This window comes from Sphingomonas sp. BL-S-30, assembly GCF_055521475.1.
Genome location: NZ_CM145481.1, coordinates 1,227,767 through 1,249,463 on the forward strand (window position 1 = coordinate 1,227,767; position 21,697 = coordinate 1,249,463).

The window sequence follows — 21,697 nt, forward strand, 5'->3', positions numbered from 1 at the left end:
CGCTCTCTATTCGTCGGGATAGCGCATGATGCAGCGCCGCTGCTTCTTTCGATTGCCGACTTCGCAGTCGCGCTGTCGATCGGTCCAGCGCTCCAGCTTTGACTGGCGCGGTTCTTTGCGCGTCGATGCCTCGGTTCGCGGATGGGGTGGATCACCGGGGCTGGGACGTCGGTATGTCGAACAGGCGCTTATCATCACCACACCCGCTACGATCAGCACCACCCGCATGATACTTCCCCCTCGGCATCCGGGTCGAACCTGGCAATATGCCGCTGAACGGTCGCTGACCGGGTCGATTCTAACGTCGCCCTGATAGTTTACGGTCGCCCAATGCAGCGCGGGCAAAGAGTCTGAATGTCGCCTATATCGGGCGGGTGCCGACTACTGCTCCGCCGGCCTCAAGGCCATGTCGGGAACCACATCCAGTACCTGAAATCCTGCGGATCACTCAACGGCATCGCCGCGATGATCGGGTAGAAATAGACGAACAGGCAAAAGGCGAGCAGGAGAAAGCCCTCATCCCAATGCGCATAACGCCCTTTGCCGAACCGGTCGAACGCAGCAGCCAGCGGCAGCGCCAGGAAGATGCTCGACAGGTAATAATAATAGAAGAAACCCAAGGACTTGGGGATGATGGACCAGATGGCGTAGGAAGTGATCCACAGCGCCGCGACGGCGAGCATCCTCGCCGATCCGTCGCGCTGCCATGCGTAGAGGCAGGCGCCCACGGCGATCAGGCCGCCCCACAGGATCGCCGGGTTGCCGACCAGCAGGATGCCGCGCACCGCCCCGTCGACCGACTCGTACAGATACCAGATCGGCCGGATCATCAGCGGCCAGGTCGGCCAGCTGGACTGATAGGTGTGCGGCGGCAGGACCTGGGTCTGCGAGGCGTACATCTGCATCTGGAACTTGATGAAGCCATCGGCCGTCAGGGGGAACTGCGAATAGAAGAAGGCCGGGAGGAAGGTGAGGCTGTAGACCGCGACACTCACCACACCGAGCGCGAACAGCGCGGGCACAACGGGCAGGCCGGGCCAATAGGTCTGGTCGCCCGGATTGAGCGCGGCATAGATCGATCGCCTGCGCGCGCGCGCGTCGCGCAGCCTGATCGCGACAAGCGCGACCGCCGCATAGGCGATATAGGGCACCGCCGCCCATTTGGTGCCCACCGCCAGGCCAAGCAGCACCGATCCGAGAATCCAGCGCGGCCAGGTCTTTCCGGGCGGTGCCCGCATCGCCCAGAGCAGGGCGGCGATGCCCGTGACGACGAACGCGGCCATGAAGCCGTCCAGCATCCCGATCCGCGCCTGGATGAACACGGTGATGTTGAGCAGTACGAACAGCGCGCCCATCGTCGCCGTACGCACCCGGCCGAACAGCATCCACAGGATCGCGAAGATGCCGAGCACCACCGCGGTCGCCGCATAGGTCGACATGATCCGCCAGCCCAGGCTGTTGTCGCCGAAGATCAGCATGCCGAGCGCGATCAGTTCCTTGCCCAGCAAGGGATGTTCGATGTTCGACGGGCCGCTCAACTGCAGCAGGACGCGAGCGGCCGCGACATAATGCGTTTCGTCGAACACCAGCTTGTGCGGCGTGGTGAGTCGGAAGCTGAACAGCAACTGCGCGACAAAGCCGATGATCGCGGCGGCGCGGTACGGGCGGGGCTGCGACTCGGTGGTCATTACCGTGCCATTCCCACTTCGGCAGCGTCCTTTCAAGAGTCGCCCATTGACGCAGGGCAATCCGTCCCGGCAAAGCGTCCCGCATGAAACGCCGTACCGGACAAGACCGCTCGATCACCAGCAACTGGCGCCCCGCCACCCAGGCCGTGCGCGGCGGGACCGCGCGCTCCGAATGGGGCGAGACCTCGGAAGCGCTCTTCCTGACCTCGGGCTATGCCTATGACTGCGCCGGCGACGCCGCGGCGCGCTTCGCGGGCGAACAGGTCGGCATGACCTATTCGAGGTTGCAGAACCCCACGGTGCAGATGCTCGAGGAGCGCATCGCGTTGCTCGAAGGCGCCGAGGCGTGCCGGTCGATGACGACCGGCATGGCAGCGATGACCGCGGTGCTGCTCTGCCAGCTCCAGACCGGCGACCATATCGTCGCGGGTCGCGCCGCGTTCGGCTCGTGCCGCTGGCTCACCGACACCTTGCTGCCGAAGTTCGGCATCGGGGTAACCATTGTCGACGCACGCGATCCGCAGCAATTCGCCGACGCGGTCCGGGCCGAGACCAAGGTCTTCTTCTTCGAAACGCCGGCCAATCCGACGATGGACGTCGTCGACCTGAAGGCGGTCTGCGACATTGCCCGCGCGCACGGCATCGTCAGCGTCGTCGACAATGCCTTCGCCACGCCCGCGCTGCAGCGGCCGATGGAATTCGGCGCGGACGTCACTGCCTATTCGGCGACCAAGATGATGGACGGGCAGGGCCGTGTGCTTGCCGGCGCCGTCTGCGGGAGCGAGGATTTCATCAACAACACGCTGCTGCCCTTCACCCGCAACACGGGGCCGACGCTAAGCGCGTTCAATGCCTGGGTGGTGCTGAAGGGCCTGGAGACGCTCGACCTGCGCATCCGCCGCCAGAGCGAGAACAGCCTGAAGGTGGGGCAATTCCTGGAGGCGCGGGTGCCGCGCATCCTCCATCCCGGATTGCCGAGCCATCCGCAGCACAATCTCGCCATGGCGCAGATGGACGCGTGCGGCCCGATCTTCGCGTTCGAGGTCGAGGGGCGCGAACAGGCGCACGGCCTGCTAGATGCGCTCACCCTGGTGGATATCTCTAACAATATCGGCGACTCGCGCTCGCTGATGACTCATCCTGCCTCGACCACTCATTCGGGCGTGGCGGAGGAGAAGAGACTGGAGATGGGCGTCACCGAGGGCATGCTGCGCCTCAATGTCGGCCTGGAGGATCCGCAGGACGTGATCGAGGATCTCGATGGCGCGCTGCGGGCGGTGGGGCTGTGAAGGCGCTTTTCCCCAATGTGGCGGAAACGCGCGGCGTGATCGTGCGCGTCTCGGTCAGTTATCTGCCCGAGCAATCGGAGCCGGGCCGCGGCCGCTGGTTCTGGGCCTATCATGTCCGGCTGGAGAATGAGGGGCCGATGGCGGTGCAACTGCTGACCCGCCACTGGATCATCACGGACGGCCGCGGCGCGCGCCACACCGTCGAGGGCGAGGGCGTGGTCGGCGAGCAGCCGCTGATCGCGCCGGGCGGCAGCTTCGACTATGTCTCGGGTTGCCCGCTGGCGACGCCGACCGGATCGATGCAGGGCAGCTATCACATGATCGGCGAGGACGGATCGGCGTTCGAGGTCGATATCCCCAAATTCGCGCTCCTCGCGCCGGCGGTGGGCGCGTGAAGCGGACTCATCTTCCCCTCAACGGCCTGCGCGTGCTCGACGCCGCCGCGCGGCATCTGTCCTTCACCCGCGCCGCCGATGAGCTTGCCGTCACGCCGGCGGCGGTCGGCCAGCAGATCCGCGCGCTGGAGGACACGCTCGGCGTCGTCCTGTTCCGCCGCACCACCAAGGGCCTGGAACTCACGCCCGAGGGTGAGGCGGGCCTTGCCGCGCTCCGCCACGGCTTCCTCCAGTTCGAGGAAGCCGTCCGCGCCATGCAGGCCGGGCAGACCTCCAAGTCGCTGACCATCGCCGCCCCGCGCGACCTGACCGAGAAATGGCTGATGCCGCGCCTCGCCGAGATAGCGCGCGCCGATGGTGAGCTTCGCTTCGTGCTGGTCTCCGCCGACGACGATGTCGACTTCACCGAGGCGAATCTCGATCTGGCGATCCGCTGGGGCGACGGCCCGGGCGAGCATGAGGGCGAAGCGCTCGAATCCGAGGGCATGGTCACGATCGAGCGGCCCGGCGGCGGCATCGATACGCGCATCTCCTGGCCGGGCTGTCTCAACGACCCCGACGTCTCGCTCGTGCGAGTCGGCGATGCCGGCCTCGCGATCGACGCCGCGGCGCAGGGGCTGGGCCGGGCGACCGTGCCCGAGCTGCTGGCGGCGGCGGACCTGGCTTCGGGGCGGGTGGTCATCATCGGCGATGCCCGGCCATCCGCGCTCGGCTACTGGATCGTCGCGCCCCTGCCGCAATGGCGCCAGAAGAAGGTGCGCTCGCTGGTCGACGCGCTGACGGCGTGAGCGAGACGTTCTCGAGCGACCGTCTGGCGATGCGCCCGCAAGGCGCCGGGGACGCCGAGGCGCTGCACGAGGCCTATCGTGACGAGACGGTCATGCGATACTGGTCCAGCGCGCCGCACGCCGATCTGGAAGAGACGCGCGCCTATCTCGCGCCACGCGATGACAAAGCCGACTGGCGCGGCTGGACGATCACTCTGGCCGGGACCGGCGAGGTGACCGGCACGCTCGCCGCCGGCGCCAGGCGTGCCGGGGTCAGCGAGATCGGCTATATGATCCTGCGTCGCCACTGGGGCCATGGCTATGCGCGCGAAGCCGTCAGCCGGCTGCTCGACCTGCTGTTCGTGGAGGAAGGGCATCGCCGCGTGATGGCTGACACGGATCCGGACAATGCCGGCTCCAACGGCTTGCTGATCCGGCTCGGCTTCACGTTGGAAGGGCGGCTGCGCGGCGAATGGGAGACGCATATCGGCGTCCGCGACAGCTTCATCTGGGGCATGCTCGCCGAGGAGTGGACAAACAGATGAGCAAGCCCGACCTGACCGACCCCGTTCAGCGCGCCGCCTATCGGCGCGAGTTGCGGAATGTCGCCAGTCCGTTGCGCTACACCGGCGTGGCCTTTGCACTGCTAGGCGCGCTGCTGGCCATCGCCCGCAGCAAATGGGCGCCGCAGATGCCGTCGGCCATCCCCATGGCGGCGCTCGCGCTGGGCGTGCTCAACATGCTCGCGGCGATAGCGCTGCGCACGCGCTATCATCAGCAACGCATGAAGGACTGATCGCGCATCGCCCACGGGCGAGGCCGGACGAGCTGGATTGGGGGCTAGCGGGCAGTGACGCCGGTTACGCGCAGTCCCGCGATCTGGTGCGGCGCGGCGGGGTCCAGCGCGATCTGCATCGTAGCGATTCCACGTTCGAAGCCGATCAGCAGCGTTCCACTCAGCGGCGTGACCGGGGTCAGCTTCTCGACGCCCGTCACCGGGCCCGAGGCGGCGACGAGCTGTGCGGTCACCGTATCGAACTGGTCCTTGGGCACGGCGGTCCGGAAGGCGGCCGTGAATACCGCGTCATAGTCGCCCTTGCCGCCGAGGATCGCGACCACATCCTTCGCGCGGGTATCGAGCGCGGGGTCTGCGACGACCGTGGTCGCGGGCGGCACGGTCTGTGCGGCGGCAGGGGCCATGATCAGGAGAAAGGCGACGGCGAGCAATCGATGCATTGGCGGATCCTAACTGTGTCGCCGGACTGTTACGCCCGATCCGGGTGGATACAAAGGGAGGACTGTCTGGATCAGGCGTCGATCGCGTCCTCGTCCATGCGCGCGGCATTTTCCTGGATGAAGGCGAAGCGGTGCGCCGGGTTGTTGCCCATCAGCCGGTCGACCAGATCCTTCACCACCGCGCGCTCCTCATATTCCTGGGGTAGGGTGATGCGCAGCATGCCGCGGGTCTTGGGGTCCATCGTCGTCTCGCGGAGCTGCATCGGGTTCATCTCGCCAAGGCCCTTGAAGCGCGCGACATCGACCTTCTTGCCCTTGAACTCGTTCGCCTCGATCGATGCGCGGTGGGCGTCGTCCATCGCGTAGAGGCTCTTCGTGCCGGCGGTCAGGCGGTAGAGCGGCGGCTGGGCGAGATAGAGGTGCCCGCGCCGGACCAGTTCCGGCATCTCCTGGAAGAAGAAGGTCATCAGCAGGGTCGCGATATGCGCCCCGTCCACGTCGGCGTCGGTCATGATGACGATGCGCTCATAGCGCAGATTGTCGGGGATGCAGTCCTTGCGCGTACCGCAGCCCAGCGCCTGGATCAGGTCGGCAATTTCCTGATTGGCGAGGATCTTGGCCGAGGTGGCGGAGGCGACGTTCAGGATCTTGCCGCGGATCGGCAGGATCGCCTGGGTCTTGCGGTCGCGCGCCTGCTTGGCCGAACCGCCGGCCGAATCGCCCTCGACGATGAAAATCTCGGTGCCCGTCGGATCATCCGCGGAGCAGTCGGTGAGCTTTCCCGGAAGTCGCAGTTTGCGCGCCGAGGTCGCGGTCTTGCGCTTGACCTCGCGCTCCTGCTTGCGACGCAGGCGCTCGTCCATCCGCTCCAGCACATAACCGAGCAGCGCCTTGCCGCGCTCCATATTGTTGCCGAGGAAATGATCGAAATGGTCGCGCATCGCCTTTTCGACGAGCAGGGCGGCTTCGGGCGAGGTCAGCCGGTCCTTGGTCTGGCTCTGGAATTGCGGATCGCGGATGAAGACCGAGAGCATCAGCTCGCTGCCGGTCATCACATCCTCGGCCGCGATCTCCTTGGCCTTCTTCTGTCCGACCAGCTCGCCGAAGCCGCGAATGCCCTTCACCAGCGCCGCGCGCAGGCCCGCCTCGTGCGTGCCGCCATCGGGAGTCGGGATGGTGTTACAGTACCAGCTATAGCTGCCGTCGCTCCATAACGGCCAGGCGACCGCCCATTCGACGCGACCCTTGCCCTCTGCGAATTCCTGGCTGCCAGTGAAGAAATCCGCGGTCGCGCATTCGCGCCCGTTGATCTGCTCACGCAGATGATCGGCCAGTCCGCCGGGAAACTGGAACACCGCCTCGGGCGGGGTATCGTCGCCGATCAGCTCCGGCGCACATTTCCAGCGGATCTCGACCCCGGCGAAGAGATAGGCCTTGGAACGGGCGAGCTTGTAGAGGCGAGCCGGCTTGAAGTGCAGTTCGGGCCCGAAGATCTGCTCGTCGGGCACGAAGCTGACCGAGGTGCCGCGCCGGTTGGGCGTGCCGCCCAGCGATTCGAGCGGGCCGAGCGTGATGCCGCGCGAGAAACGCTGGCGGTACAGCTCCTTGTTCCGCGCGACCTCGATAACCGTGTCCGACGAGAGCGCGTTGACCACGCTGACGCCGACGCCGTGGAGGCCGCCTGCCGTGCTGTACGCCTTGCCCTCGAACTTGCCGCCGGAATGCAGCATCGACATGATCACTTCGAGCGCCGACTTGTCCGGGAATTTCGGATGCGGATCGACCGGCATGCCGCGGCCATTGTCGACGATGGTCAGCCGGTTGCCGGGCTCGAGCGTGACCTCGATCCGCGTCGCATGGCCCGCGACCGCCTCGTCCATGGCATTGTCGAGCACCTCCGCGGCGAGATGGTGCAGCGCGCGTTCGTCGGTGCCGCCGACATACATGCCGGGCCGCCGCCGGACGGGCTCGAGCCCCTCCAGCACCTCGATCGAGGAGGCGTTGTAATCGGCGGTTGCTTTGGATGAGGAAGCGAAAAGGTCTTCGGCCATGGAAGAGCTATAGGGTCCGGTGAGTCAGGAGCGCAAGAATGCTTCTCCCGCCGGGAGAAGGGTGGTCCTGTCCCCTCTCCCACGAGAGGAGAGGGGTTTGAATCAGCGGACCCGCGGGCCGCCGAAGGGAAGGGGCGGCGGCGGGCGGCGATCGCGGCGCGGGAGTTGCGCCTGATAGGCATGGCCGCAATGCGCGACGCAATAAGGGAAGCCCGGGTTCACCTTGTCGCCGCAGAAATGGAAGTCGGGCTCGCCCGGATGGCCGAGCGGCCATTTGCAGATCTTGTCATTGAGATCGAGCAGGGTGGTCTTGCCCGCCATGTCGGCCGACGGCTTGGCCGGCACGAGGCGGCGCGGCGGGGCCGGGGTAATGGGTGCTTGCTGCTCGCCCGGTGCCTGGCGGAGGAAGCCGCCGGGGCCCACCGAGCGCATGATCGGCTGCGGCGCGGCGGGCGCCGCGACGACGGGGGCGTCGGTGTCGCCGTCGTCGTCCTCATCCTCTTCGTCGATCTCGACCTTGGCGGCGATCGGCGCGGGAGCGGGGGCCGGCTGAGGCGCGCGCTCGGGCGCCTTGGGCGGCGCTGGCTTGGCCTGCGGCGCGGCGGCGGCGGTCGATGCAGCCGCGGTCGCCTTGTCGGGCTCGTTCGGCTTCACCGGCGAGGGGCGTGACTGCAGGCCAAGGCGATGCGCCTTGCCGATCACGGCGTTGCGGCTGACGCCACCCAGTTCTTCCGCAATCTGGCTGGCGGTCTGGCCAGCTTCCCACATCTTCCTCAGCGTATCGATTCGCTCGTCGGTCCAGGCCATCTTTATTCCTCAAATCGCATTGCCGGGTTGCGGGCGGCGGCGGCAGCTATTAGCGCGTCCGCGATGAGCAGCCAGCCCCCAATCGGCGAAATCCAGTCGGCGGTGATGAACGCCCCCGGCGTTCCCGTGATCAGAAACGTCAATTGGGGCGGTCTTCGAACGCTCTATATCAAGGAGGTGCGCCGTTTCTTCAAGGTGCAGCTTCAAACGGTATGGGCGCCGGCGATCACGACCCTGCTGTTTTTGATCATTTTCACCGTCGCGACGGGCGGAAAGCGCCCGGTTCATGTCGGCGGAGTCGATGTTCCCTTCGCCGATTTCATCGCGCCGGGGCTGATCGTGATGGGCATGCTGCAGAACAGCTTCGCCAATGCGAGCTTCTCGCTGCTGGTCGGCAAGATCCAGGGGACGATCGTCGATTACCTGATGCCGCCGCTGTCGACCGCCGAATTGCTGGTCGCGATGATCGGCGGCGCGGTGACCCGCGCCTTTTGCGTTGGATTGACGGTGTGGCTGGCGATGGCGCTGTGGCCGGGCGTGCATGTCACGCCGAGCCATCCCGTCGCGATCCTGTGGTTCGGGCTGCTCGGATCGGTGTTCCTCGCGCTGATCGGCATCCTCACCTCGATCTGGGCGGAGAAGTTCGATCATGCCGCCGCGGTGCAGAATTTCTTCATCGCGCCGCTGACCCTGCTCTCCGGCACCTTCTACTCGGTCGATCACCTCGCGCCCGCGTTCCGGGTGTTCAGCCATGTGAACCCGTTCTTCTATGTCATCTCGGGCTTTCGCTACGGCTTTCTCGGCACGGCCGACTCGCCGGTGATGCTGGGCAGCATCATCATCCTGGCGCTCGACGTGGCGCTCGCGATCCTCTGCTACCGCCTGCTGCGGAGCGGCTGGAAGCTCAAGAACTGATCGCCGCGCAATCCCGATAACTGACGTCACGTAGGTCGCGCGGCCGGCACTTTCCCGCAAGCATCGCCATGATCCGGTCGACCCGCTCCGCATTCTCATGTGGGTGACGTACCGGATCTAGGGCGTTTGGCGCCATCAGCATCGCGACCAACGCCAGATACTGTCGATCGCTCAACGCGCCGTCGGTCTGATGGAAAGTGCTTGGGTAGAAAGTGCGGGCCGCATCGGCAAAGCCGATCACCGGGCGGCCGTGAACGCTGCCGAAACTTGCCTTGTTCAGGAATATCTCGAGTTGGTCGCGCTTGCTCACCGTCGGATCGAACACGAAGCGGGCGATGAGGCTCTGCTCGATCTTGGCGAAGCCCGGCTTGAAGCCGCCGTCGAAGTAGAGGCGCTTGACCAGCGATTGGGTCATCGTAGTCGCGCCCTGGCCAGGCGTCGAGAAATCGACGCCGCGATGGTGGAAGAAGCCTGGGTCCTCCACTCGCAACAGCATCGTCAGGCGGCGCTTGCCGATATCGCCGAGTTTCACCTCTCGCTGCGCATTCTCGGCGATGATCGTCGGGGTGCGAGCATTGGCGCGGATCAGCGCATATCCCTCGAATGCGACGAAGAGCAGGATCGCCGCAGCCAGTACGCCGGCGGTGAGCGCAAGTGCCCGCCTCATTGTCGCTCCGTTATACCCAGCCCTCGAGCACCTGGTCGGGCGGCCGGTGGCCGTCGGCCCACATGCGGATATTGGCGATCACTTTCTCGCCCATCGCCATCCGGCCTTCATAGGTGGCGGAACCCATATGCGGGATCAGCATGACATTGGGCAGTGCCAGCATGCGCGGATCGATCTGTGGCTCGAATTTCCACACGTCGAGACCGGCACCGGCGAGCCGGCCATGCTCCAGCGCGTCGATCAGCGCGTCCTCGTCGACGATGCCGCCGCGCGCGGTGTTCACGATGCAGGCGGTCGGCCGCATCAGGGCGAGCCGCCGTGCGTCGATCATGTTCTCGCTATCGGCATTGCGCGGCGTGTGGATCGTCAGGATATCGATCGCCCCGAGCATGCCATCGAGCGAATCGTGCCAGGTCGCGCCGAATTCCGCCTCGACCGCTTCGGGCAGGCGGTGGCGGTTGTGATAGTGGATCGACAGGCCGAAGGCCTGGGCCCGCCTGGCGACCGCCCGGCCGATGCGGCCCATGCCGGCGATGCCCAGCGCCTTGCCGCCGATCCGGTGCCCCAGCATCCCGCTCGGCGCCCAGCCCTTCCAATGGCCGTCGCGTACCAGCCGCTCGCCCTCGGCGAGGCGGCGCGGCACCGAGAGGATCAGTGCCATGGTGATGTCGGCGGTATCCTCGGTCAGCACGCCTGGTGTGTTGGTGACGACGATGCCGCGCGCGCGCGCCGCTTTCAGATCGATATGATTCACGCCGGCGCCGAAATTGGCGATCAGCTTGAGCCGGTCGCCCGCGCCTTCGATCAGCGCGGCGTCGATCGTATCGGTCACGGTCGGCACGAAGACGTCGCAATCGGCCATCGCCTCGGCCAGCCGCGCACGGTTCATCGGAACGTCGCCGCGGTTGTGCGTCGTGTCGAACAACTGCTCCATCCGCTCCATCACCAGATCGGCGAGTTCGCGGGTGACGATTACCTTCGGGTTCGGGACGCGTCTTGTTTCGGCCATGAGACTCGCTTGGCGAAGGCTTTTGTCTCCGTCAACGGTGGTTGAAGCGTGCGTGCCGAACGGGGTAAACGAAATCTCGTCAAGAGAAGGCCAGTTATGCGTTTCGGACCGACCATCGTGCTCGCAGCAGCCGCGGCAAGCGTCGCCGTAGCTGCCATTGCGCCTGCCCTCGCCGCGTCGGTGGAGAAGAAGACGCCCTATTTCGCTTCCATCTCCGCCAGCAAGGCGCGGATGCGCACCGGTCCGGGCAAGACCTATCCGGCCAGCTGGCTCTATCAGCGTGCCGACCTGCCGGTGAAGGTGATCGACCGCTATGATCGCGGCGCCTGGGTGAAGATCGAGGATCCGAGCGGTACCCAGGGCTGGATGATGGGCACGCTGATCAGCGACACCCGCACCGGGCTGGTTACCGGCACCATCGCCGAATTGCGCGACACGCCGCGCTATGGTGGCCGGGTGGTGTGGCGGGCCGAGCCCGGCGTGGTCGGCCGGGTCAGCAAATGCGCGCGGGGCTGGTGCTATTTCGACGTGCGCGGGCAGGGGGGGTATGTCGAGGCGAACCATCTCTGGGGCGTGACGCCGGACGAGACGCTGGGCTGATTCGGGACATGCGGATCGTTCGCGACGACCTGACTCATCCGGACGTCATCGCCCTGCTCGAATTCCATCTGCGCGCCGCCTTCGAGAATTCGCCGCCTGGAAGCGTCTTCGCGCTGGACCTGACGGGGTTGCGCGATCCGGCGGTCTCGCTGTGGTCGGCCTGGGAGGGCGAGCATCTGCTCGGCCTCGGTGCGCTGAAGGCGCTCGATGCCGATCATGGCGAGCTGAAGTCGATGCGGACCACCCCCGCGCACCTGCGCAAGGGCGTGGCGGCGGCGATGCTCGACCATCTGATCGCGGAGGGCAGGGCGCGCGGTTACAAGTGGCTGAGCCTGGAGACCGGATCGAACGCGCCCTTCGCGCCGGCCAGGGCGTTGTACGAACGGGCGGGGTTCATGGCCTGCGGGCCGTTCGCGGATTATACCGATACGGATTTCAGCCGCTATTATCGGCTGGAGCTTTAGGGCGCCGCGCGGCCGCGGATTCTCCAACAGGCGCTGCCGCCCGAATCGGTGCCTCGATACGCTCCTGCGGAGCTACTCGGCACGAACGGGAGAAGCTGTAGTTCTCAGACCCTAGTTCATCAGCTCCACGGCCATCGCCGTGGCCTCGCCGCCGCCGATGCAGAGCGAGGCCATGCCGCGCTTGCCGCCGGTCGTCTGCAGGGCCGAAAGCAGAGTCGCGAGGACGCGTGCGCCCGAAGCGCCGATCGGGTGGCCGAGCGCGCAGGCGCCGCCGTGAATGTTGAGGCGGTCATGGCTGATGCCGAGGTCGCGCATCGCGATCATCGCCACGACGGCAAAGGCCTCGTTGACCTCGAACAGGTCGACCTCTTCCGCCGACCAGCCGGCCTTTTCCAGCGTCTTGCGCATCGCGAAGACCGGGGCGGTTGTGAACAGCGCCGGAGCATGCGCATGGGCGCCGTGCGCGACGATGCGGGCGATCGGGTCGAGGCCGAGCTTCTCCGCGATCGAGGCACGGGTCAGCACCAGGGCGGCCGCGCCGTCCGAGATCGAGGAAGCATTGGCGGCGGTGATCGTGCCATCCTTCGAGAAGGCGGGTTTGAGCGTCGGGATCTTCGAGGCGTCGCCCTTGGCTGGCTGCTCGTCGAGCGTGACCTGGGTCGGGCCCTTGCGACCGGCGATCTCGATCGGCACGATCTCCCGGTCGAACGCGCCCGACTGCTGCGCCTTCTGCGCGCGCTCGAGCGAGGCGATGGCGAAATCGTCCATCTGGGCGCGCGTGAACTGATATTCGGCGGCGCTATCCTCGGCGAAATTGCCCATCAGCTTGCCGGGCTCATAGGCATCCTCGAGGCCATCGAGATACATATGGTCCATCAGCCGGTCATGGCCGATGCGCGCCCCGCCGCGGTGCCGCATCGAGAGATAAGGCGCATTGGTCATGCTCTCCATGCCGCCCGCGACGATCAGGTCGGCGGAGCCCGCCGCCAGCGCGTCGGACGCCATGATCGCCGCCTGCATGCCCGATCCGCACATCTTGTTGACCGTCGTCGCCTCGATATGGTTCGGCAGGCCGGCCTTCAGCGCCGCCTGGCGCGCCGGTGCCTGGCCGAGGCCGGCGGACAGCACGCAGCCCATATAGATGCGCTCGATCGCCTCGCCCGAAAGCCCCGCACGCTCGACCGCGCCGCCGACCGCGGTCGCGCCCAGCTCGGTCGCAGTCGCGCCGGAGAGCGATCCCTGGAAGCTGCCCATCGGCGTGCGGGCATAGGACAGGATGACGATCGGATCGGCGGACATGCTTGAGCTCCGGTTGGGAGGGGTGGCCGCGATCTAGGCGCCTGGGCGATCGAATACAAACCGCCGTGAGGCAGCCCGGCACTGCAGTTTTGCAGGGCGGCGGTTACGGTGTTCGACAAAGTTTAGCGCCTTCCCCGGCGAAGGCCGGGGTCCAGTTGGGAGACGATGATGATGGCCGTCTCGCGCTGCTACATCCACCTTTTCACCTGGACCCGGCCTGCGCCGGGGAAGGACAAGGTTTTAGCGCCAAAGTGCCCGCGTCAGTCCTTGAAGAAGCGCTCGATCACATTCTGCGCGATGCGTGCCGGACGCAGCGTCTCGGCATCGATGCAGCACCAGCTCGACTTGACCTCGGCGAGCACTTCCTCGCCGCGCTTGATCACCGTCTCGTAAAAGGCGCGCGCGCCGTGCACCTTTTCGAGCAGAACGGTGGCGATGACGTCGTCGTCGAGAAAGGTCGGCCGGCGATAAGTGATCTCATGCTTGAGCGCGACCCAGAGATGCGCGGCGACGGCATCGGCAGGCGCGAAACGCTGCCAATGGTTGATCACGGCTTCCTGAACCCATTTCAGATAGCTCGCATTGTTCACATGCCCCATGAAATCGATGTCGGCGGCATCGATCGCGATGGCATAGCTATGCGAGGCATATTGGGGGTCGGGCATGGGCTTACCTTATCGTAAACGGCAAGTTTTGGCGAGAGCGAAGCAGAAGGATTCGTCGTAAAGATTCGACGTACCAACTTGGGCATGACGCGGGAGGCGCGGGCGGGTATCGCCGGACGATGGAAGACACGCTCACCACCGCGCTCAAATGGTTCGCTTCGGGCAGCGGGATGATCGCCGCGGCCATGGTCTCGCTGGATCTGGGGCGGAAGGTGACGGGCTGGGGGTTCGTCCTGTTCCTCGCCTCGTCGATAGCGTGGATTTCCGGATCGGTGCTGACCAAGGACTTCGCGCTCGGCACGCAGAATGTCGTGCTGTTCGGGATCAACATGGTCGGCGTGTATCGGTACCTGATCCGCAAGAAGCCCAATGGCTGAGTCCTGGCTGTGGCCGGTCGCGCTCGGGGTGCTGGGCGCAGTGATCGGCAGCTTCCTCGCCACGATCGTGATTCGCTGGCCACAGGACCGGTCAGTGCTGAAAGGGCGCTCGCATTGCGACGGGTGCGACGCGGTGCTGGGGCCGCGCGACCTGATTCCGCTGGTCAGCGCCGCGCTGGCGCGGGGGCGGTGCCGGCATTGCGGCGCGCCGATCGATCCGCTGCACTGGCAGATCGAGCTTGCCGCGCTCGGCATCGGCGCGATCGCCGGGCTGGTCGTGCCGGGGCCTGTCGCCTTGGCCGGAGCGGTGTTCGGCTGGCTGTTGCTGACGCTGGCGGCGCTGGACGTGACCGATTTCTGGTTGCCCGATCGGTTGACCCTCACATTGGCGCTGGCCGGGCTGGCGGCGGGAGTCGCCGGGGTCGAGCCGGTGCTGACCGAACGGCTGATCGGTGGGGTTGCGGGGTTCGGATCGTTGTGGCTGATCGGCTTTTCCTACAAGCGGCTCCGCGGCCGGGAGGGGCTGGGCGGGGGCGATCCCAAGCTGCTCGGTGCGATCGGATTGTGGCTCGGCTGGCGCATGTTGCCGGCGGTGTTGCTGCTCGCGGCGCTGACCGGGCTTGCCTTTGTGCTGGTCGGGATGGTGCGCGGGCGGGCAGCGAAACTCGACGACCGGATGCCGTTCGGCGCGCTGCTTGCGATCGCCGCTTACCCGGCCTGGCTGTTCCTGTTAGGATCGGCGGGATGAGGTTTTTCGCGATCCTGCCGCTGTTTCTCGCCGGCGCCGCTTCCGCCCAGACTCCGCCGCCGGCCGCGATCGACGGCCTGCCGATCGGTGCGATCCCGACTCAGGCACTGCCCAAGACCGGTTGCGCCGCGTTCCTGTGGACTGCGACCGGCAGCCGCGCGCTGGTCGCGATGGCGGGCGCCGATCCGGCGCAGCTCCGCCTGTCGATCGGCGGCACGGTGACCGATCTGCCGCGCACCGAGCAGCATGATCCCGGCGGATTCGGCTTTGCCGGCACGACTCAGTACCAGGCGGGCGACGTGACCGCGGTGGTGACCATGTCGATCGTGACGCGCGGCGATTTGAAGGACGGCGCCTCGGTGCCGGAGGCGACGCTCAGGATCGACCGGACGGGACAGGACAGCGTGGTGGTGCCGGTGGCCGGCCTGATCGGCTGCGCTGCATAACGCCACGCCGAAGGGCGGGCAGGGGAGAGAGACGATGGCGACAATGCAGGAAATCCTCACGCAGCAGCGCGCGGCGTTCATGGCCGAACTGCCGGTGTCGATCGCCGTCCGCAAGGACCGGCTGAAGCGCGCCGCGGCAATGATCAGCGACAATGCCGCGAAGTTCTGCGACGCGCTGAGCGAGGATTTCGGCCATCGCAGCCGCGAGCAATCGATGCTGACCGACATCGCCAGTTCGATCGCGCCAATCAACCATGCGCTCAAATCGGTTGAGAAATGGGCGCGCCCGGAAAAGCGCCCGGTGCTGTTCCCGCTTGGCCTGCTCGGCGCGAAAGCGTGGATCGAATATCAGCCCAAGGGCGTGGTCGGGGTGATCGCGCCGTGGAATTTCCCGGTCAATCTCGTCATGTCGCCGCTCGCCGGGGTGCTCGCGGCGGGCAACCGGGCGATGGTGAAGACGAGCGAATATACCCCGCGCGTCGCCGAGCTGTTCGAGGAAGTGGTGGGCGATTATTTCGCGGCTGACGAACTCGCCTTCGTGTCGGGCGGGCCGGATGTCGGCAAGGCGTTTGCGGAACTCCCGTTCGATCACCTGATCTTCACCGGCGCGACCGCAGTGGGCAAGCATATCCTCCATGCCGCGGCGGACAATCTGACGCCAGTGACGCTGGAACTAGGCGGCAAATCGCCGGTGATCATCGGCAAGTCGGCCGACCTCGCCAAGGCGACCGAGCGGGTGGCGCTGGGCAAGATGCTGAACGCCGGCCAGATCTGCCTCGCGCCGGATTACATGCTGGTCGAGGCAGCACAGGAGGCTGAGGTAGTGCGCGGGCTGAAGGCCTCGGCCTCGGCGATGTATCCGACTCTGCTCGCCAATCCGGATTATACCTCGGTGATCAACGACCGGCATTTTGCGCGGCTCGAGGGGTTGCTCGACGATGCGCGGGCGAAGGGCGCGAAGGTCGAGGCGATCAACCCGGCGAACGAGGATTTCGGCGCCTCCAATGCGCGGAAGATGCCGCTGCACATCGTGACCGACGTGACCGACGACATGGCGGTGATGCAGGAGGAGATTTTCGGACCGATCCTGCCGGTGCGCCGCTATGACGGGATCGGCGACGCGATCGCCCAGGTGAATCGTCGCGACCGGCCGCTCGGTCTCTATTATTTCGGCAGCGACGAGGCGGAGCGGCGGCAGGTGCTCGACCGCACGATCGCGGGCGGCGTGACGCTCGACGACGTGATCTTCCATATCAGCATGGAGGATCTGCCGTTCGGCGGGGTCGGGCCATCGGGCATGGGCGCCTATCACGGGCTCGATGGATTCCGCACGTTCAGCCACGCCAAGAGCGTCTACAAGCAGGTCAAGCTCGACGTGGCGAAGATCGCCGGGCTCAAGCCGCCTTATGGCAAGGCGACGATGAAGGCGGTCGCGCGGCAGATGAAGGGGTAGGGCCTCACAGCGCGGCGCGCCGACCTTCCAGCCACAGCCGCTCGGCGCGTTCCGGACCCAGCTTCAGGGCCGCGTCATAAGCCTCTCGCGCCGCGTCGGTCAGCCCGAGCTTCGCAAGCAGATCGGCGCGCACCGCGTGATAGGGCAGGAAATCCGCCAGCCCCGGCGCGTCCAGCGCATCGACTTCCTCCAGCGCGGTTTCCGGCCCGGCGATCTCGGCAAGCGCCACGGCGCGGTTGAGCCGGGTGATCGCATCGTCGCGCAGGGCGAGCAGCGCGTCGTAGAGGACGAGCACTGATCGCCACGGCGCCCGCTGGTCCAGCGACAGCCGCGCGCACCATTCCGCATGGATCAGCGCCTGCAGGGTACGCCTGCCCGGTGGCCCGGCGGAAAGCGCGCGGGCGAGATAGGGCCGGGCCTCGGCGATCAGCGCCTTGTCCCATGCCGCCGGATCCTGCCGGTCGAGCGGTACCATCGTTCCAGCGGCGTCCACCCGCGCCGGCCGGCGCGCCTCGGCGAAGCGGACCGTCGCCGCCAGCGCCAGCACCTCGGGCTCGTTCGGCGCCAGCGCGGCGAGCGTGGCGGTGATGCCCAGCATCTCCTGCGCATAGCCCGCGTGGCGGCCGCTGCCGCCGCCATCCTCATGTGCCTTGGCATAAGCGATCTCGATCGTGCTCAGCACTGCGTCGAGCCGGTCCGGCCACGCATCGGGACCGGGCACCTCGAAGGGTACGCCAGCGCCGGCGATCTTGTTCTTCGCGCGCACCAGCCGCTGCGCCAAGGTCGATTCGGGCAGGAGGAAGGCGCGGGCGATCTCGGGCGTCGACAGGCCGCAGACCAGCTTGAGCGTCAGGGCCGCGCGCGCCTCGGGGTGGATCGCCGGATGGCAGCAGACGAAGATCAGCTTGAGCCGCTCGTCCGGGATCAGCCTGGTGTCGGCCATCATGTCCTCCTCCGGGCTGGGCGGCGGTTCGGGATCGGGCGGCGTGGCGCCCGATCGCACCGCGCGCCGCCGCACCATATCGAGCGCGGCGCGCTCGGCGACGCGGTAGAGCCATGCGGCCGGATCGCGCGGAGTCTCGGTCGCCCAGGCCGTCACCGCCCGGGCGCAGGCCTCGGCAAAGGCTTCCTCGGCGATATCGAGATCGCGGAACCGGGCCGCGAGCGCGGCGCGAACGCGCGCGCCGTGATCGCGCGCGGCCCGGTCCAGCGCCCTGGTCAATCGCTCCCGCCGAGCACCGGCCGGATCTCGATCGACCCGTCCGTATAGACCGGGAGTTTCTTCGCCATCGCGATCGCTGCATCCAGATCGGGCGCGTCGACGATGTAGAAGCCGCCGAGTTGCTCCTTGGTCTCGGCGAAGGGGCCGTCATGGATGGTCTGCGTGCCCGAGCGGGTGACCACGGTGGTCGCCATGCTGGTCGGCATCAGGCCGGCGCCACCCTTGCGCCGCGCCCCGAGCTCGGTGCCGAACGCCATGTGACGCTGCATGATCTCCGTCATGGCCGGGTTGTCACGCTCGTCGCCGTAAACCGTCTCGTCCTCATAGACCAGGAGTATGTACTGCATCGGTTTGTCCTCCATCAGCGATCGCGGCCTGCGATCGTATAGCGGAGACGGGCGACGGGCAGCGGATTCGACAGCGTCCGGAAATTTATTTTGCGCCGCCGTCGTCCGGGAAGCGCCGGCCGACATGGACTTCGCCGCGCGCCTCGGCGAGGCGTTCCTGGCGGTGGCGTTCGGCATAGCTCGCGCGCTGTTCGTCGTTGCGGGAATCGTGGCAGGCGGGGCAGCTGACGCCCTCGACATAAAGCGGGGAAGCCTGGTCCTCCGGGCTCACCGGCATGCGGCAGGCGTGGCAGAGCGCGTGCGTGCCGAGCTCCAACCCGTGCTTCACCGCGACGCGCTGGTCGAACACGAAACATTCCCCTTCCCAGCGGCTCTGCTCGGCCGGCACCTCTTCGAGATATTTCAGGATCCCGCCTTCGAGGTGATAGACCTCCTCGAGTCCCTCCGCCTTGAGAAAGGCAGTGGCCTTTTCGCAGCGGATGCCGCCGGTGCAGAACATCGCGATCTTCGGCGCGGCGGCGAACTCGTCGCGGTGCGCGCGGAACCAGGCGGGGAAATCGCGAAAGCTGTGAGTCTTCGGATCGATCGCGCCGGAGAAGGTGCCGATCGCGACCTCATAATCGTTGCGGGTATCGATCAGGATCGTGCCGGGCGCCTCGATCAGCGCGTTCCATTCCGCCGGCGGGACATAATGGCCGACCTCTTCCAGCGGATCGATATCGGGCTCGCCCATCGTCACGATCTCGCGCTTGAGGCGCACTTTCATGCGGTGGAACGGCATCTTCTCCGCATGGCTGTCCTTCACCTCGATATCCGCGCAGCCGGGCAGGGCGCGGATATGGTCGAGCACGCGCTCGATCGCATCGGGCGCGCCGGCGATGGTGCCGTTGATGCCTTCCTTCGCCAGCAGGATCGTGCCCTTGATGCCGTTCTCGTCGCACAGGCGCGCGAGCGGATCGCGCAGCGCGGACGGGTCCGGAAAGCGGGCGAAACGATATAGGGCGGTAACGCGAAGAGGGGCCATGCCGGCTCCGCTAGAGTATCCCGGCCCCTTACGTCAAAAATGGCCGGGCCCCTATTGCGCGCGGCCGGCACGCTCACCACTCTCGCGCTCCCGGGAGAATGTTCATGACGAAGGATAGTGCATGGAGGATGATCTCCCCGAGGGCGGCCGTGACCGCACGCTGAATCGACTGGTGGCGATGACGGTGGTCATCCTCTCGGTGTTCATGGCGGTGGCGAACATCAAGGACGACAATCTGGTCCAGGCGATGCAGCTCGCGAAGAGCGATGCGATCGATACCTGGTCGGAATATCAGGCGACGAAGACCAAGGCGCATATCGTCGAGACGGCCAAGGCCGAGATCGCGGTGATCGCCGGAGCGACGCCCTCCGTCGCGGCGCGCACGGCCCTGGTCTCGATGGATGCCGAGGCAGCGAAATATGCCGCGGAGACGCCGCGGCTCAAGGCGAAGGCCGAAGCGGACGACGCGCAATATGATGCGCTCAACCTGCATGACGACCAGTTCGACATGTGCGACGCGCTCATCTCGATCGCGGTGTCGCTGGCGGCGGTCGCCGCGCTGGCCGAGACGCGGTGGCTGCTGGTCGCGGCCTGGGGCTTTGGCGGGTTCGGGTTGCTGATGGGCGTTGCCGGCTTCGCGGGCTGGGCGATCCACCCGAACGCGCTGGCGAGCTTTCTCAGCTGAGCGCGTTCCAGCGGTCGGCGAAGGTGGCGCGCTCGGCATCGGTCAGGTGCAGGCCGATCTTGCTCCGGCGCGTCAGCGCATCCTCGGGCGTACGCGCCCATTCGCGGGTCTTCATCCAGCGCGCCTCGATCTCGGTCAGGCCGCCGCCGAGATCCGCGCCCATGCCGGCTTCGTCAGTCACGCCGTCCAGCATCTCGGCCAGCATCGTGCCATAGGCATGCGCCATGCGCTCGGAGCGCGCTTCGCCGAGGAAAGGCCAGGTCGTGCGGACCTGCGCGAGGAACAGCGCGAAGTCGGGAATGGCGCCGCCCGGAAAGACACGTGCCCGTGTCGCCGGATGAACGGTCAGGCCGAGCGGCTTGGCCAGCTTGCCCATCGCTTCCTCGGCAAGGTGCCGCGCCGTGGTGATCTTGCCGCCGAACACGCTGAGCAGGGCAGGGCCTTCAGTGTCGAGCTCGAGCACATAGTCGCGCGTGACGGCCTTCGCTTCGCTGGCGCCGTCGTCATAGAGCGGCCGGACGCCGGACCAGGTCGATGTCACATCGGCGGGCGCGATCTGCTTCACGAAATGGGTATTGGCCGCGTCGCACAGATAGGCGATTTCCTCCGCGCTGATCGTCGCGTCCTCGGGACGGTCGACCGGGATGTCGGTCGTGCCGATCTCGGTGAAGTCGCCCTGATAGGGAATGGCGAAGACGATGCGGCGGTCGCGCAGCTGCAGGATATAGGCGTGCTCGCCCTCATAGAGTTTCGGCACCACGATATGGCTGCCCTTGACCAGCCGCACCCCGCTCTTCGCGCTGACGCCGAGATCGTCGAGCATGCGGTGGACCCAGGGCCCGGCTGCGTTGACGATCGCCCGCGCCTCCACAGTGCGGCCGTCGGACAAGGTCGCCCGCCAGACATTGCCGGCGCGCCGTGCCGAATCGAGCGCCACGCCGACAGCGATCTCCGCGCCATTGTCGGCCGCATCGACCGCGTTGAGCACGGTGAGCCGGGCATCGTCGACGAACGCGTCGGAATAGACGAAACCATGGTTGCCGCCCTTGAGCGGTGCCGAATAGGCGGTGTCGCCGGCACGCAGGCCGCGCGAGCGGGGCAGGGACATCTTCCCGCCCAGCATGTCGTAGAGATAAAGGCCAAGCCGGATCATCCACCAGGGCCGCACCGAATTCTCCTGCGGCAGGACAAACAGCAGCGGGCGGATGATGTGCGGTGCGGCATGGATCAGCCGCTCGCGCTCGCGCAGCGCCTCGGCGACCAGCTTGAATTCGTAATATTCGAGATAGCGCAGCCCGCCATGAATCAGCTTGGTCGAGGCGGAGGAGGTATGCCCGGCCAGATCGTCGCGCTCGACCAGCAGCACCTTGAGGCCGAGCAGCGATGCCTCGCGCGCGATCGCGCAGCCGTTGATGCCGCCGCCGATGATGAGAAGGTCGTAAGTCATCTGCCGCTGTTACCACAGCCGCCGCCGCTGGATAGCCGCGGCGCCCGCTCAATATTCTATCCGGCCTTCTCGAAATGTCATATTGCGGGCGACCGC

The 21,697-nt window shown here is 66.7% G+C and carries 26 protein-coding genes; 13 read left to right on the forward strand and 13 right to left on the reverse strand.

The window, feature by feature from the left end; all coding sequences use genetic code 11:
* Positions 1-6 precede the first annotated feature (6 nt).
* Positions 7-228: a hypothetical protein gene (locus ACZ1I5_RS05645; protein WP_465172749.1), complete on the reverse strand. Its 222-nt coding sequence runs from the start codon at positions 226-228 to the stop codon at positions 7-9.
* A gap of 170 nt (positions 229-398) precedes the next feature.
* Positions 399-1,688, reverse strand: a complete 1,290-nt coding sequence (locus ACZ1I5_RS05650; protein WP_465172750.1) for a phospholipid carrier-dependent glycosyltransferase — start codon at positions 1,686-1,688, stop codon at positions 399-401.
* A gap of 83 nt (positions 1,689-1,771) precedes the next feature.
* Between ACZ1I5_RS05650 and ACZ1I5_RS05655 the strand changes: the two genes are divergently transcribed.
* Genes ACZ1I5_RS05655 through ACZ1I5_RS05675 form a run of 5 tightly spaced genes read left to right on the forward strand, consistent with a single transcriptional unit; the run spans position 1,772 to position 4,935 of the window.
* Positions 1,772-2,977, forward strand: coding sequence for a trans-sulfuration enzyme family protein (locus ACZ1I5_RS05655; RefSeq protein WP_465172751.1), 1,206 nt, complete (start codon positions 1,772-1,774; stop codon positions 2,975-2,977).
* Positions 2,974-3,372, forward strand: a complete 399-nt coding sequence (gene apaG, locus ACZ1I5_RS05660; protein ID WP_465172752.1) for a Co2+/Mg2+ efflux protein ApaG — start codon at positions 2,974-2,976, stop codon at positions 3,370-3,372. The genes ACZ1I5_RS05655 and apaG overlap by 4 nt, the downstream gene beginning before the upstream one ends.
* A complete protein-coding gene (locus tag ACZ1I5_RS05665; protein WP_465172753.1) occupies positions 3,369-4,160 on the forward strand; it encodes a LysR family transcriptional regulator in 792 nt (263 codons plus the stop codon). The genes apaG and ACZ1I5_RS05665 overlap by 4 nt, the downstream gene beginning before the upstream one ends.
* Complete coding sequence (locus ACZ1I5_RS05670) at positions 4,157-4,684, forward strand: GNAT family N-acetyltransferase (protein WP_465172754.1); 528 nt, start codon at positions 4,157-4,159, stop codon at positions 4,682-4,684. The genes ACZ1I5_RS05665 and ACZ1I5_RS05670 overlap by 4 nt, the downstream gene beginning before the upstream one ends.
* Entirely contained in the window at positions 4,681-4,935 is a 255-nt protein-coding gene (locus tag ACZ1I5_RS05675; protein WP_465172755.1) for a hypothetical protein, read from the forward strand. Before ACZ1I5_RS05670 ends, ACZ1I5_RS05675 begins: the two co-directional genes overlap by 4 nt.
* Positions 4,936-4,979: 44 nt before the next feature.
* Here ACZ1I5_RS05675 and ACZ1I5_RS05680 read toward each other — a convergent pair whose 3' ends face one another.
* The 3 genes from ACZ1I5_RS05680 to ACZ1I5_RS05690 all read right to left on the reverse strand — a co-directional run bounded on the left by ACZ1I5_RS05680 (position 4,980) and on the right by ACZ1I5_RS05690 (position 8,233).
* Entirely contained in the window at positions 4,980-5,375 is a 396-nt protein-coding gene (locus ACZ1I5_RS05680) for a hypothetical protein (RefSeq protein ID WP_465172756.1), read from the reverse strand.
* Positions 5,376-5,446: 71 nt separating this feature from the next.
* Entirely contained in the window at positions 5,447-7,426 is a 1,980-nt protein-coding gene (parE, locus tag ACZ1I5_RS05685; protein WP_465172757.1) for a DNA topoisomerase IV subunit B, read from the reverse strand.
* A 102-nt stretch (positions 7,427-7,528) separates the two neighbouring features.
* Positions 7,529-8,233 carry a GcrA family cell cycle regulator gene (locus ACZ1I5_RS05690; RefSeq protein WP_465172758.1) on the reverse strand — a complete coding sequence of 235 codons (705 nt, stop codon included), beginning with the start codon at positions 8,231-8,233 and terminating at the stop codon, positions 7,529-7,531.
* A gap of 63 nt (positions 8,234-8,296) precedes the next feature.
* On the opposite strand from ACZ1I5_RS05690, the gene ACZ1I5_RS05695 reads away from it, so the two are divergent.
* Positions 8,297-9,148 (forward strand): ABC transporter permease, encoded by an 852-nt coding sequence (locus ACZ1I5_RS05695; RefSeq protein ID WP_465172759.1) that lies wholly within the window; start codon positions 8,297-8,299, stop codon positions 9,146-9,148.
* Here ACZ1I5_RS05695 and ACZ1I5_RS05700 read toward each other — a convergent pair.
* On the reverse strand, positions 9,138-9,815 hold the full coding sequence (locus tag ACZ1I5_RS05700; RefSeq protein ID WP_465172760.1) for a transglycosylase domain-containing protein: 678 nt from the start codon (positions 9,813-9,815) through the stop codon (positions 9,138-9,140). The genes ACZ1I5_RS05695 and ACZ1I5_RS05700 overlap by 11 nt on opposite strands.
* Positions 9,816-9,825: 10 nt before the next feature.
* The gene (locus ACZ1I5_RS05705; RefSeq protein WP_465172761.1) at positions 9,826-10,824 is read right to left on the reverse strand and encodes a 2-hydroxyacid dehydrogenase; all 999 of its coding nucleotides are present in this window, start codon (positions 10,822-10,824) and stop codon (positions 9,826-9,828) included.
* A 96-nt stretch (positions 10,825-10,920) separates the two neighbouring features.
* Here ACZ1I5_RS05705 and ACZ1I5_RS05710 point away from each other — a divergent pair, with 96 nt between their 5' ends.
* Both ACZ1I5_RS05710 and ACZ1I5_RS05715 read left to right on the forward strand, forming a co-directional pair.
* On the forward strand, positions 10,921-11,424 hold the full coding sequence (locus ACZ1I5_RS05710) for an SH3 domain-containing protein (protein ID WP_465172762.1): 504 nt from the start codon (positions 10,921-10,923) through the stop codon (positions 11,422-11,424).
* 8 nt (positions 11,425-11,432) lie between these two features.
* Complete coding sequence (locus ACZ1I5_RS05715; RefSeq protein WP_465172763.1) at positions 11,433-11,888, forward strand: GNAT family N-acetyltransferase; 456 nt, start codon at positions 11,433-11,435, stop codon at positions 11,886-11,888.
* A 111-nt stretch (positions 11,889-11,999) separates the two neighbouring features.
* Here ACZ1I5_RS05715 and ACZ1I5_RS05720 read toward each other — a convergent pair whose 3' ends face one another.
* Together ACZ1I5_RS05720 and ACZ1I5_RS05725 are read right to left on the reverse strand one after the other, a co-directional pair.
* Entirely contained in the window at positions 12,000-13,187 is a 1,188-nt protein-coding gene (locus tag ACZ1I5_RS05720) for an acetyl-CoA C-acyltransferase (protein ID WP_465172764.1), read from the reverse strand.
* A gap of 260 nt (positions 13,188-13,447) precedes the next feature.
* Complete coding sequence (locus ACZ1I5_RS05725) at positions 13,448-13,852, reverse strand: acyl-CoA thioesterase (RefSeq protein ID WP_465172765.1); 405 nt, start codon at positions 13,850-13,852, stop codon at positions 13,448-13,450.
* A 119-nt stretch (positions 13,853-13,971) separates the two neighbouring features.
* On the opposite strand from ACZ1I5_RS05725, the gene ACZ1I5_RS05730 reads away from it, so the two are divergent.
* Genes ACZ1I5_RS05730 through ACZ1I5_RS05745 form a run of 4 tightly spaced genes read left to right on the forward strand, consistent with a single transcriptional unit; the run spans position 13,972 to position 16,876 of the window.
* The gene (locus tag ACZ1I5_RS05730) at positions 13,972-14,229 is read left to right on the forward strand and encodes a hypothetical protein (RefSeq protein WP_465172766.1); all 258 of its coding nucleotides are present in this window, start codon (positions 13,972-13,974) and stop codon (positions 14,227-14,229) included.
* Entirely contained in the window at positions 14,222-14,977 is a 756-nt protein-coding gene (locus ACZ1I5_RS05735; protein ID WP_465172767.1) for a prepilin peptidase, read from the forward strand. The genes ACZ1I5_RS05730 and ACZ1I5_RS05735 overlap by 8 nt, the downstream gene beginning before the upstream one ends.
* Entirely contained in the window at positions 14,974-15,423 is a 450-nt protein-coding gene (locus tag ACZ1I5_RS05740; protein WP_465172768.1) for a hypothetical protein, read from the forward strand. Before ACZ1I5_RS05735 ends, ACZ1I5_RS05740 begins: the two co-directional genes overlap by 4 nt.
* A 34-nt stretch (positions 15,424-15,457) precedes the next feature.
* Positions 15,458-16,876 (forward strand): coniferyl aldehyde dehydrogenase, encoded by a 1,419-nt coding sequence (locus ACZ1I5_RS05745; protein ID WP_465172769.1) that lies wholly within the window; start codon positions 15,458-15,460, stop codon positions 16,874-16,876.
* A gap of 4 nt (positions 16,877-16,880) precedes the next feature.
* On the opposite strand, the gene ACZ1I5_RS05750 is transcribed toward ACZ1I5_RS05745, so the two are convergent.
* From ACZ1I5_RS05750 to trhO, 3 genes are all read right to left on the reverse strand, one after another.
* Positions 16,881-18,098, reverse strand: a complete 1,218-nt coding sequence (locus ACZ1I5_RS05750) for an RNA polymerase sigma factor (RefSeq protein ID WP_465172770.1) — start codon at positions 18,096-18,098, stop codon at positions 16,881-16,883.
* The gene (locus ACZ1I5_RS05755) at positions 18,095-18,445 is read right to left on the reverse strand and encodes a YciI family protein (RefSeq protein ID WP_465172771.1); all 351 of its coding nucleotides are present in this window, start codon (positions 18,443-18,445) and stop codon (positions 18,095-18,097) included. Before ACZ1I5_RS05755 ends, ACZ1I5_RS05750 begins: the two co-directional genes overlap by 4 nt.
* An 85-nt stretch (positions 18,446-18,530) precedes the next feature.
* The gene (trhO, locus tag ACZ1I5_RS05760; RefSeq protein ID WP_465172772.1) at positions 18,531-19,469 is read right to left on the reverse strand and encodes an oxygen-dependent tRNA uridine(34) hydroxylase TrhO; all 939 of its coding nucleotides are present in this window, start codon (positions 19,467-19,469) and stop codon (positions 18,531-18,533) included.
* Between the two features lie 121 nt (positions 19,470-19,590).
* Between trhO and ACZ1I5_RS05765 the strand changes: the two genes are divergently transcribed.
* Positions 19,591-20,154 (forward strand): DUF4337 domain-containing protein, encoded by a 564-nt coding sequence (locus ACZ1I5_RS05765; protein WP_465172773.1) that lies wholly within the window; start codon positions 19,591-19,593, stop codon positions 20,152-20,154.
* Here the strand turns inward: ACZ1I5_RS05765 and glpD are convergent.
* Positions 20,147-21,601: a glycerol-3-phosphate dehydrogenase gene (glpD, locus tag ACZ1I5_RS05770; RefSeq protein WP_465172774.1), complete on the reverse strand. Its 1,455-nt coding sequence runs from the start codon at positions 21,599-21,601 to the stop codon at positions 20,147-20,149. The two genes, ACZ1I5_RS05765 and glpD, sit on opposite strands and share 8 nt — an antisense overlap.
* Positions 21,602-21,697: the final 96 nt, after the last annotated feature.

Bases quoted from the DNA above. Each gene is read 5' to 3' on its own strand.
- ACZ1I5_RS05645 (WP_465172749.1), bottom strand. From the start codon at position 228: ATGCGGGTGGTGCTGATCGTAGCGGGTGTGGTGATGATAAGCGCCTGT.
- ACZ1I5_RS05650 (WP_465172750.1), bottom strand. From the start codon at position 1,688: ATGACCACCGAGTCGCAGCCCCGCCCGTACCGCGCCGCCGCGATCATC.
- ACZ1I5_RS05655 (WP_465172751.1), top strand. From the start codon at position 1,772: ATGAAACGCCGTACCGGACAAGACCGCTCGATCACCAGCAACTGGCGC.
- ACZ1I5_RS05675 (WP_465172755.1), top strand. From the start codon at position 4,681: ATGAGCAAGCCCGACCTGACCGACCCCGTTCAGCGCGCCGCCTATCGG.
- ACZ1I5_RS05680 (WP_465172756.1), bottom strand. From the start codon at position 5,375: ATGCATCGATTGCTCGCCGTCGCCTTTCTCCTGATCATGGCCCCTGCC.
- parE (WP_465172757.1), bottom strand. From the start codon at position 7,426: ATGGCCGAAGACCTTTTCGCTTCCTCATCCAAAGCAACCGCCGATTAC.
- ACZ1I5_RS05690 (WP_465172758.1), bottom strand. From the start codon at position 8,233: ATGGCCTGGACCGACGAGCGAATCGATACGCTGAGGAAGATGTGGGAA.
- ACZ1I5_RS05695 (WP_465172759.1), top strand. From the start codon at position 8,297: ATGAGCAGCCAGCCCCCAATCGGCGAAATCCAGTCGGCGGTGATGAAC.
- ACZ1I5_RS05700 (WP_465172760.1), bottom strand. From the start codon at position 9,815: ATGAGGCGGGCACTTGCGCTCACCGCCGGCGTACTGGCTGCGGCGATC.
- ACZ1I5_RS05705 (WP_465172761.1), bottom strand. From the start codon at position 10,824: ATGGCCGAAACAAGACGCGTCCCGAACCCGAAGGTAATCGTCACCCGC.
- ACZ1I5_RS05710 (WP_465172762.1), top strand. From the start codon at position 10,921: ATGCGTTTCGGACCGACCATCGTGCTCGCAGCAGCCGCGGCAAGCGTC.
- ACZ1I5_RS05715 (WP_465172763.1), top strand. From the start codon at position 11,433: ATGCGGATCGTTCGCGACGACCTGACTCATCCGGACGTCATCGCCCTG.
- ACZ1I5_RS05720 (WP_465172764.1), bottom strand. From the start codon at position 13,187: ATGTCCGCCGATCCGATCGTCATCCTGTCCTATGCCCGCACGCCGATG.
- ACZ1I5_RS05725 (WP_465172765.1), bottom strand. From the start codon at position 13,852: ATGCCCGACCCCCAATATGCCTCGCATAGCTATGCCATCGCGATCGAT.
- ACZ1I5_RS05730 (WP_465172766.1), top strand. From the start codon at position 13,972: ATGGAAGACACGCTCACCACCGCGCTCAAATGGTTCGCTTCGGGCAGC.
- ACZ1I5_RS05735 (WP_465172767.1), top strand. From the start codon at position 14,222: ATGGCTGAGTCCTGGCTGTGGCCGGTCGCGCTCGGGGTGCTGGGCGCA.
- ACZ1I5_RS05740 (WP_465172768.1), top strand. From the start codon at position 14,974: ATGAGGTTTTTCGCGATCCTGCCGCTGTTTCTCGCCGGCGCCGCTTCC.
- ACZ1I5_RS05745 (WP_465172769.1), top strand. From the start codon at position 15,458: ATGGCGACAATGCAGGAAATCCTCACGCAGCAGCGCGCGGCGTTCATG.
- ACZ1I5_RS05755 (WP_465172771.1), bottom strand. From the start codon at position 18,445: ATGCAGTACATACTCCTGGTCTATGAGGACGAGACGGTTTACGGCGAC.
- trhO (WP_465172772.1), bottom strand. From the start codon at position 19,469: ATGGCCCCTCTTCGCGTTACCGCCCTATATCGTTTCGCCCGCTTTCCG.
- ACZ1I5_RS05765 (WP_465172773.1), top strand. From the start codon at position 19,591: ATGGAGGATGATCTCCCCGAGGGCGGCCGTGACCGCACGCTGAATCGA.
- glpD (WP_465172774.1), bottom strand. From the start codon at position 21,601: ATGACTTACGACCTTCTCATCATCGGCGGCGGCATCAACGGCTGCGCG.